Source organism: Marivita sp. (assembly GCF_022763305.1).
Lineage (GTDB): Bacteria > Pseudomonadota > Alphaproteobacteria > Rhodobacterales > Rhodobacteraceae > Marivita.
This window is the reverse complement of sequence record NZ_JALEGT010000015.1, coordinates 40,587-50,584: the sequence shown is the minus strand read 5'-3', so window position 1 is coordinate 50,584 and position 9,998 is coordinate 40,587. Positions and strand designations below refer to the sequence as shown.

The following is a 9,998-nucleotide window of genomic DNA, read 5'->3' as shown; positions in this document are numbered from 1 at the left end:
TGTATTGGGTGAGGAGAGGGGGCGCTGCCCCCATCGCCGTTCCGGCGACTCCCCCGGAGTTTATGGGCAAGATGAAGCTATATCAGCGCCATCACTAGCAGGTAGAGCGTCGCGAAGAAACCAATCGCCCAGATCACCGAGCGCCACGGCACCCAGCCAAAGACATAGGCGGGCACGTAGAGCACACGGGCGGCAAGGTAGATCGCGCAGGCAATGGCGGTGCGGCCGTCGCCCTGACCGGAATAGGTGATCACCATCACGGCGATGCCGAAGAGGATCAGGCCTTCGAAATGGTTGTTCATCGCCCGTTGCAGGCGGCCCGCCTTGCCGGTGAGTTGCACCGGCGTATCGCGTGGGCTGAGTGCCTTTTTGGTGCCGACCTGCATTTGGGCCGTGATGGAATAGGCCGCGAATTGCAGCACTTGCAGCAGGGCGGCGAGGGTGAGGGCGGTGAGTTCGGGGTTCATGGGCGCGTCCCGTGGTGCGTGAGATCACGCACCCTACCGACTGGCAGGGTGCGTGCGCACATTTTTACAGATCCATCAGCAATCGGCGCGGATCCTCGAGCGCTTCTTTCACGCGGACGAGGAAGGTCACGGCGCCTTTGCCGTCGACGATGCGGTGATCGTAGCTGAGCGCAAGATACATCATCGGGCGGATCTTGATCTCTCCGTTGATGACCATCGGGCGGTCCTGGATCTTGTGCATGCCGAGGATACCCGATTGCGGCGGGTTGAGGATCGGCGAGGACATGAGCGAGCCGTAGACACCGCCGTTGGAGATGGTGAAGGTGCCGCCCTGCATTTCGGCCATGGAAAGCTTGCCGTCACGGGCGCGGCGGCCTTTTTCGGCAATCGCTTTCTCGATCTCGGCAAAGCTCATCTGGTCGGCATCGCGGATGACCGGAACCACCAGACCCTGCGGCGTGCCCGCAGCGACGCCCATATGGACGAAGTTCTTGTAGACGATGTCGGTGCCGTCGATTTCGGCATTGACCTCGGGCACTTCTTTCAGAGCATGGCAGCAGGCCTTGGTGAAGAAGGACATGAAGCCAAGGCGCACGCCGTGTTTCTTTTCGAAGAGGTCCTTGTATTCGTTCCGGAGCGCCATGACCTCGGTCATGTCGACCTCGTTGTAGGTGGTCAGGATCGCGGCGGTGTTCTGCGCGTCCTTGAGGCGGCGGGCGATGGTCTGGCGCAGGCGGGTCATCTTGACCCGTTCCTCGCGGGCGGCGTCATCTGCGGGCACCGGCGCGCGCGGGGCGGCGGCGGGGGCAGAGGTCTGCGCCGGGGCAGAGGCGGCTGCGGCCACGGCCTTGGCCACGTCTTCCTTCATCACGCGGCCATCGCGGCCCGAGCCCTGCACCTGATCCCGGCTGACACCGGCTTCGGCCATGGCCTTCTTGGCAGCGGGGGCGTCTTCGACATCCGATTTCGGACGGCCATTGCCCGCGTCGGGGGTGGTGTATTGCTCACCGCCTGCCGCATCGCTGCCGGGTACGGTGGCTTCGCCGGTCACACCGGCACTGCCGCCGATCACACCAAGCTTGCCGCCTGCGGCAACGGTGCTGCCCTCGGGGGCGACGATTTCGGACAGGACGCCAGCGGCCGGGGCGGGCACTTCGACCGAGACCTTGTCGGTTTCCAGCTCGCAGAGCATCTCGTCCTGGGCCACGGTGTCGCCGACTTTCTTGAACCATGTGGAGACGGTTGCCTCGGACACGGACTCGCCCAGGGTCGGCACCATCACATCGACCGAAGCCCCACCGGAGGAGGCTTTGTTTTCGGCGGGCTTGGCAGAGGGCCGTTCCTCGGGGGTGGCCGATCCGGCCTCGCCGGCCTCGGCAATGTTGGCCAGCAGGGCATCAACGCCCACGGTGTCGCCTTCCTTGGCCACGATATCCGCCAGCTTGCCCGAGGCGGGCGACGGCACTTCGACCGTCACCTTGTCGGTTTCCAGCTCGCACAGCATTTCGTCCACGGCAACGCTGTCACCCGGCTTCTTGAACCATGTGGCGACCGTGGCTTCTGTCACGGATTCGCCCAGGGTGGGCACTCGCACTTCGGTTGTCATGTCTTAGTTCCCTTCGATCGTCAGCGCTTCGTTCACGAGCGCGGCTTGCTGTGCTTTGTGTTGGCTGGCCAGACCCGTTGCAGGCGAGGCCGATGTGGCGCGGCCCACGTAGCGCGGGCGCGGATGCGCGGCGTTGATGCGGCCCAGCACCCATTCAAGGTTCGGTTCCATGAAGGTCCAGGCCCCCTGGTTCTTGGGCTCTTCCTGACACCAGATCATCTCGGCCTGCGGGAAGCGTTCCAGTTCCTTGACCGCGGAGATGGCCGGGAAGGGGTAGAACTGCTCGAAGCGCAGGATGTAGATGTCGTCGATGCCCCGGGCGTCGCGTTCCTCGAGCAGGTCGTAATAGACTTTGCCCGAGCACATCACGACGCGCTTGATCTTGTCGTCACTGACCAATGTGGTGTCCGAGTTGCCATATTGCGCATCGTCCCAGAGCACCCGGTGGAAGCTTGACCCGGTGGTGAATTCGTCCGCCTTGGAAATCGCCAGCTTGTGACGCAGGAGCGATTTCGGGGTCATCAGGATCAGCGGCTTGCGGAAAGACCGGTGCAGCTGACGGCGCAGGATGTGGAAGTAGTTGGCCGGCGTCGAGCAGTTCGCCACGATCCAGTTGTCCTGACCGCACATCTGCAGGAAGCGTTCGAGGCGTGCGGAGGAGTGCTCCGGTCCCTGACCTTCGAACCCGTGCGGCAGGAGGCAGACGAGGCCCGACATGCGCAGCCACTTCGATTCGCCCGAGCTGACGAACTGGTCGAACATGATCTGCGCACCGTTGGCGAAGTCGCCGAACTGCGCTTCCCAGAGCGTCAGCGCGTTGGGTTCGGCCAGCGAATAGCCATATTCGAACCCAAGCACCGCGTATTCCGACAGGGCGCTGTCGATCACTTCGTAGCGCGCCTGACCTTCGCGGATGTGGTTGAGCGGGTAGTACCGCTCTTCGGTTTCCTGGTTCACGATACCCGAATGGCGCTGGCTGAACGTGCCGCGTGTGCTGTCCTGACCGGCAAGGCGCACCGGATAGCCTTCGGTGAGCAGCGACCCAAAGGCCAGCGCTTCGGCCGTCGCCCAATCGAAGTTGCTGCCGGAGTTGAACATCTCCTTGCGGGCGTCCAGCAGACGTTCGACGGTCTTGTGCACCGGGAACCCGTCGGGAAGACGGGTGAGCGCCTCGCCCACCTGTGCCATGGTCTCTGGAGGAATGGCGGTCTGGCCGCGCTGGTAGTCGTCCTTGTCCTGACGGTCGAGATGGCTCCAGCGCCCGTCAAGCCAGTCGGCCTTGTTGGGCTTGTAGGTCTTGCCGGTTTCGAACTCTTCGTTGAGATGCGCCTGGAACGCCGCCTTCATGTCCTCGATTTCGCCTTCGGGGATCAGGCCGTCCTTGACCAGACGCTCGGTATAGAGCGACAGCGTGGTCTTCTGCTGTTTGATCTTCTTGTACATCAACGGGTTGGTGAACATCGGTTCATCGCCTTCGTTGTGACCGAAGCGGCGGTAGCAGAACATGTCGATGACCACGTCCTTGCCGAATTTCTGGCGGAACTCGGTGGCGACTTTTGCGGCATGCACCACCGCTTCGGGATCGTCGCCGTTGACGTGGAAGATCGGGGCTTCGACCACCAGCGCGTTGTCCGTCGGGTAGGGGGACGAGCGCGAGAAGTGTGGTGCTGTGGTAAAGCCGATCTGGTTGTTCACGACGATATGGATCGTGCCGCCGGTCTTGTGACCGCGCAGACCCGAGAGGGCGAAGCATTCGGCCACGACACCCTGACCGGCAAAGGCTGCATCGCCGTGCAGCAGGATCGGCATCACCGCCTTGCGCTCGGCGTCGCCCAACTGGTCCTGTTTGGCGCGGACCTTGCCCAGCACAACCGGGTTCACCGCTTCGAGGTGCGACGGGTTCGCGGTCAGCGACAGGTGCACCGTATTGCCGTCGAATTCACGGTCGGAGGACGCGCCGAGGTGGTATTTCACGTCGCCGGATCCGTCGACATCCTCGGGCTTGAAGCTGCCGCCCTGGAATTCGTTGAAGATCGCGCGGTAGGGCTTCTGCATCACGTTGGCCAGTACCGACAGGCGGCCCCGGTGCGGCATGCCGATGACGATTTCTTTGACGCCAAGGTTGCCGCCGCGCTTGATGATCTGCTCCATCGCCGGGATCAGGCTTTCGCCACCATCGAGACCAAAGCGCTTGGTGCCCATGTATTTGACATGGAGGAATTTCTCGAAGCCTTCAGCCTCGACCATCTTGTTCAGGATCGCCTTGCGGCCCTCGCGGGTGAAGGCGATTTCCTTGCCGTAGCCTTCGATCCGTTCCTTGAGCCAGGCGGATTGCTCGGGATCGGAGATGTGCATGTATTGCAGCGCGAAGGTGCCGCAATAGGTGCGCTTCACGATGTCGAGGATCTCGCGCATGGACGCGATCTGAAGACCCAGCACGTTGTCGATGAAGATCGGACGGTCCATGTCGGCTTCGGTGAAGCCGTAGGATTTCGGATCAAGTTCCGGGTGGGCGGTCTGTTCGCGCATGCCCAGCGGATCGAGATCGGCGGCAAGGTGGCCCCGGATGCGGTAGGCGCGGATGATCATCAGGGCGCGGATGGAATCCAGCACGGCGCGCTGGATCGCGTCGTCCGTGACCTCGACACCCTTTTCCTGCGCCTTGGCCTTGATCTTGTCGCCGGCGCTTTTCGCTTCTGCCGGTGCAACTGGCCATTGGCCGTCGAGCGCTGCGGTCAGGTCGTCGTTCGGCATCGGCGGCCAGTCGGGGCGCGCCCAGCTTGGGCCGGTGGCCTCTTTCTTGACGCTGACTTCGTCATCGCCCAGTTGCCTGAAAAACGCCTGCCATGCTTCGTCGACCGCGTTGGGGTCGTTGGCGTAGCGCGCATACATCTGTTCCAGATAGGCCGCGTTATGCCCCTGCATGAAGCTGGACGCGTGGAAAAGATCGTTAGGGCTTTGATCCGTCATGTGTCGTGGTCCTCCCGAACCGGTCTGATCAAGCAGCAGGAAAGCGGATCTCGTGATCCGCTGTCGCGCGGCTTTCTGTGTGTGCGCAAGCCGGGCAATCGCCCGGCCTACAGGTTGTCTCGGCGGAGACCGGGCGGCTGCCCGGCCCATGGCTTAGCCTTTGATCGCCTCAAGCACCGCTTCACCCAGCTGGGCGGGGCTTTCGGCCACCACGATGCCTGCGGATTTCATCGCCTCGATCTTGTCTTCCGCGCCGCCTTTGCCGCCTGCAACAATTGCGCCAGCATGGCCCATGCGGCGGCCCGGAGGGGCGGTGCGGCCTGCGATGAAGCCTGCGGTGGGCTTCCAGCGGCCTTTCTTCTTTTCGGAGGCGAGGAATTCCGCGGCTTCCTCTTCGGCGGAACCGCCGATTTCACCGATCATGATGATGCTCTCGGTCTCGTCATCCGCCAGGAACCATTCCAGCACGTCGATATGCTCGGTGCCTTTGATGGGGTCGCCGCCGATGCCGACGCAGGTGGACTGGCCAAGGCCCACATCGGTGGTCTGCTTGACCGCCTCGTAGGTCAGAGTGCCCGAGCGCGAGACAACGCCGACGCTGCCGCGACGATGGATGTGGCCGGGCATGATGCCGATCTTGCAGGCGTCAGGTGTGATGACACCGGGGCAGTTTGGGCCGATGAGGCGCGACTTGGAGGTTTCGAGCGCGCGCTTGACGCGCATCATGTCCATGACCGGGATGCCTTCGGTGATGCAGACGATCACTTCCATCTCGGCGTCGATCGCTTCGAGGATCGAATCCGCGGCGAAGGGCGGCGGAACGTAGATCACGGTGGCGTTCGCTTCGGTGGCGTGCTTGGCCTCGTGGACCGAGTTGAAGACCGGCAGGTCGAGATGGGTCATGCCACCTTTGCCGGGCGTGACGCCGCCGACCATCTTGGTGCCATAGGCGATGGCCTGTTCGGTGTGGAAGGTGCCCTGAGAACCGGTGAGGCCCTGGCAGATCACTTTGGTGTTTTCGTCGATGAGTACGGCCACGGTGGCTCTCCTACTTCTGTCGTTCGGTCCGCGCGACGCGGAATTATTCGTAAATCTGGCTGTACCCGACCGAGAGGGAGACCCCCCTGTCGCGGATCCAGCTGTGCGAGACGGCGAAATGGCGTTCCTTGGGGACGCGGAAGACCCATTGGTGTGCGGCCTCGTGCGGAGACGGTTTGTCCATCTCGTCCGAGAGTGCACCGGGATATGTCGCGTCGATCCGTGACTGCATCGTATCTCTCAATGCAGTGAAGAACGCCTCGGTTCCGGGGTCGGGCGGGATGTTGAGCTGGCAGGCCATCGAGTCGATCCGGCGCGAGAACACCACATGCGCGCCACCGGGATTGCCAAACATGGCGGCCTCGTCCGAGGCCAACACCTGCGGCAACCCTGCGGCGGTTGCGAGTTCCTGCGCGGATGCGAAGAGCGCGTCGAAGTCGAGCGATGTGGTGACACATGCCTCGCCGATCAACGCGCCTGCGTCTGCCGGATCGTCAAACGGTCCGGCAGCGACCCAGCCGGGAATGGCCGCAACGGCAAGTGCGGTTATCCAGCCAGCGCGGTTCATCAGCCCTTGACCGCCTTCACGATCTTCTGCGCGCCGTCCTTGAGGTCGTCGGCGGCGATCACGTCGAGGCCGGAGTTCTGGATGATCTCCTTGCCCTTTTCGACGTTTGTGCCTTCGAGACGCACAACCAGCGGCACCTTGAGACCGACCTCTTTGACCGCCGCGATCACGCCTTCCGCGATCACGTCGCAGCGCATGATGCCGCCGAAGATGTTGACGAGGATGCCTTTGACGTTGGGGTCGGAGGTGATGATCTTGAACGCCTCGGTGACCTTTTCCTTGGTCGCCCCACCGCCCACGTCGAGGAAGTTGGCGGGTTCGGCACCGTAGAGCTTGATGATGTCCATCGTCGCCATGGCAAGACCCGCGCCGTTCACCATGCAGCCGATTTCACCGTCGAGCGCGATGTAGTTGAGGTCATACTTGGACGCCTCAAGCTCTTTCGGGTCTTCTTCGGTGGTGTCGCGCAGTTCGGCGATATCCGGGTGGCGGTAGATCGCGTTGCCGTCAAAGCCCATCTTGGCGTCGAGGCACTTGAGATCGCCTTCATCGGTGATGATGAGCGGGTTGATCTCGAGCATCTCCATGTCTTTTTCGACGAACATCTGGTAGAGTGTGCCCATCAGCTGAACGCATTGCTTCACCTGCTTGCCTTCGAGGCCGAGGTTGAACGCGATGCGGCGGCCGTGGAACGGCTGATAGCCGGTGGCCGGATCGACGCTGAAGCTGAGGATTTTCTCGGGTGTGCTTTCGGCCACTTCCTCGATGTCCATGCCGCCTTCGGTGGAGGCCACGAAGGACACGCGCGATGTCTGGCGGTCGACGAGAAGGGCCAGGTACATCTCGGTCTGGATGCCCGATCCGTCCTCGATATAGATGCGGTTGACCTGCTTGCCCGCGTCGCCCGTCTGCTTGGTCACGAGGGTGCGGCCCAGCATTTTCTTGGCTTCCTCGGCGGCTTCCTCAACCGACTTGGCAAGGCGCACACCACCGGCTTCGCCAGCGCTTTCTTCCTTGAACTTGCCCTTGCCGCGACCACCTGCGTGGATCTGGGCCTTGACCACCCAGAGCGGCCCGTCCATTTCGCCTGCCTTGGTCTTGGCCTCTTCGGCCTTGAGAACCACGCGGCCGTCCGACACCGGAGCGCCGTAGCTGCGTAGCAGGGCTTTCGCCTGATACTCGTGGATGTTCATCGGTCAACTGTCCCGTTTCTTGCTGTGATTTGCGGCGATATAAGGAGGGTAAGGGCCAACGCAGAACGGTTTTTTTGACGCAGGGTGGGCAAATCGGCAAAAAACCGACATTTGTGATCACAGGAAAAAAACGTGTGATCACAAATCATCGGCTTGCTGCGCGCCTGCGGCGATTGCCGCGCCCGAATGTTTGATTCTCTTTGGATGTCGCCATCCAGTTGCTTCAACGAGCCGTCAGGTCACGCGGATTTTTGCATCAAGACCCGCTGACCGTTTCCGTAGGCGGACTCGGTCAGCGTCGACACCGTGCCGACAGAAGAAAGCACCTTTGTTCCCCGCGCTGCGCGACCTGTTCTCAAATCCAGGATGACAGCACCACCCGGCTTTACGCCGGACTGGAAGAACTCGAGATATGTCTCACACGGATAGTGGAACCCGCATGAGATAAAACTCACCGCGAGGTTCACGGCAGGTTGGTCGGCCAGAGATGTTTTCTCGGGATTGACGCAGACAATGTCGTCTGGAGTGACGCCGTTCCGTTCAAGAAATCGGCGTGCGATCTCGAGGTTCGAATAGGCCGCGCCTTTGTCCTGGAACCCGAAATGGCGGTCGTCGCTCTGCTCGAGGTCGATCAACAAAAGCCTGCCGGGGTGATCCATCCAGAGAAACAGATCGAACAGCGCGTAGCCGCATCCGATGTCAGCGGTGGACTGGGGATGCATGGCGTCAATTGTCGGTTTGATCTCTTGATATTCCAGCCAGATGATTGCAGCGGCACGGCGGATCAAGTCGTCGCCCATCTTGTCGACCAGTGCCAGTGCAGGTCCGGCATTGCCGGCGGCCCAAGCCTGAACAACCTTCCCCGGACGCGGTTGGTCGCGGATGATCTCGGACCTTTGCAGAATGAGATTGACCACGTCGTCTGTTGAGAAACACGTGACATCAAGGGATTTGATTGTGTCCGTGTCACACGCTTCGAGCGATTGTTCAAACGTGATCAAAGCAAAGCCTCGCGCGCAGATGTGTGGACGCCGTGACCGAGATGCTAATTCGGTTCATAGAGTGCGACAACCGTCGTGATCTCTTTGCGGGATCGTGTGCGCTGTCCATGCGCCACAAAAAAACGCAGCGACTTGGGGTCGCTGCGTCTTGGCCGAATATCAGGTCGGCTTAATTCAGGCTTTCGTCGATGCCTTTGCACGCTTCAACTAGGCCTTTGACGGCGTTGACCGAGTTGTCGAACATCGCCTGCTCGTCCTTGGTGAGCGAGATGTCGACGATCTTTTCGATGCCGCCTGCGCCGATGATGGTGGGGACGCCCACGTAGAAACCATCGAGGCCGAATTCGCCGTCGCAATAGGCGGCGCAGGGCAGGAGGCGCTTCTGGTCCTTGAGGTAGGCTTCGGCCATTTCGATGGCGGAGGTCGCCGGGGCGTAGAAGGCGGAGCCGGTTTTCAGCAGGCCGACGATTTCCGCGCCGCCGTCACGGGTGCGCTGCACGATGGCGTCGAGCTTGTCCTGGGTGGTCCAGCCCATCTTGACCAGATCGGGCAGGGGGATGCCTGCGACGGTCGAATAGCGGGTCAGCGGAACCATCGTGTCGCCGTGACCGCCCAGAACGAAGGCGGTGACGTCTTTCATGGAGACATCAAATTCGAGGCTCAGGAAGTGACGGAAGCGGGCGCTGTCCAGAACGCCGGCCATGCCGCAGACCTTGTTGGTCGGCAGGCCCGAGAACTGCTGGAGCGCCCAGACCATCGCGTCGAGCGGGTTGGTGATGCAGATCACGAACGCGTCCGGTGCGTTGGCGGCGATGCCTTCGCCCACGGATTTCATGACCTTGAGGTTGATGCCCAGCAGGTCATCGCGGCTCATGCCCGGCTTGCGCGGGACACCGGCGGTGACGATGCAGACGTCTGCGCCCGCGATGTCGGCGTAATCCTGTGTGCCCTTGAGGCGGGCGTCGAACCCTTCGGAGGGGCCGGATTCGGCGATGTCGAGGGCCTTGCCCTCCGGGGTGCCTTCGGCGATGTCGAAGAGCACGACATCACCCAGTTCTTTGAGTGCCACGAGGTGAGCAAGGGTGCCACCGATCTGTCCCGCGCCGATGAGGGCAATCTTGGGTCTGGCCATGGAATTTGTCTCCGGTCCGTTTT

8 protein-coding genes are annotated in these 9,998 nt (G+C 62.0%); all 8 read right to left on the bottom strand.

The window, feature by feature from the left end; genetic code table 11:
* Nucleotides 1-77: 77 nt before the first annotated feature.
* Nucleotides 78-467 carry an MAPEG family protein gene (locus MRY75_RS02360; RefSeq protein WP_292305541.1) on the bottom strand — a complete coding sequence of 130 codons (390 nt, stop codon included), beginning with the start codon at nucleotides 465-467 and terminating at the stop codon, nucleotides 78-80.
* Between the two features lie 64 nt (nucleotides 468-531).
* Entirely contained in the window at nucleotides 532-2,073 is a 1,542-nt protein-coding gene (odhB, locus tag MRY75_RS02355; protein ID WP_292305540.1) for a 2-oxoglutarate dehydrogenase complex dihydrolipoyllysine-residue succinyltransferase, read from the bottom strand.
* A 3-nt stretch (nucleotides 2,074-2,076) separates the two neighbouring features.
* The gene (locus tag MRY75_RS02350; RefSeq protein ID WP_292305539.1) at nucleotides 2,077-5,043 is read right to left on the bottom strand and encodes a 2-oxoglutarate dehydrogenase E1 component; all 2,967 of its coding nucleotides are present in this window, start codon (nucleotides 5,041-5,043) and stop codon (nucleotides 2,077-2,079) included.
* 153 nt (nucleotides 5,044-5,196) lie between these two features.
* Entirely contained in the window at nucleotides 5,197-6,081 is an 885-nt protein-coding gene (sucD, locus tag MRY75_RS02345; RefSeq protein ID WP_292305538.1) for a succinate--CoA ligase subunit alpha, read from the bottom strand.
* A 43-nt stretch (nucleotides 6,082-6,124) separates the two neighbouring features.
* Nucleotides 6,125-6,649, bottom strand: a complete 525-nt coding sequence (locus MRY75_RS02340) for a hypothetical protein (protein ID WP_292305537.1) — start codon at nucleotides 6,647-6,649, stop codon at nucleotides 6,125-6,127.
* On the bottom strand, nucleotides 6,649-7,842 hold the full coding sequence (gene sucC / locus MRY75_RS02335; protein ID WP_292305536.1) for an ADP-forming succinate--CoA ligase subunit beta: 1,194 nt from the start codon (nucleotides 7,840-7,842) through the stop codon (nucleotides 6,649-6,651). Before sucC ends, MRY75_RS02340 begins: the two co-directional genes overlap by 1 nt.
* Nucleotides 7,843-8,081: 239 nt before the next feature.
* The gene (locus tag MRY75_RS02330) at nucleotides 8,082-8,630 is read right to left on the bottom strand and encodes a hypothetical protein (RefSeq protein ID WP_292305535.1); all 549 of its coding nucleotides are present in this window, start codon (nucleotides 8,628-8,630) and stop codon (nucleotides 8,082-8,084) included.
* Nucleotides 8,631-9,012: 382 nt separating this feature from the next.
* Nucleotides 9,013-9,975, bottom strand: coding sequence for a malate dehydrogenase (gene mdh / locus MRY75_RS02325; RefSeq protein ID WP_292305534.1), 963 nt, complete (start codon nucleotides 9,973-9,975; stop codon nucleotides 9,013-9,015).
* Between the last annotated feature and the right edge of the window lie 23 nt (nucleotides 9,976-9,998).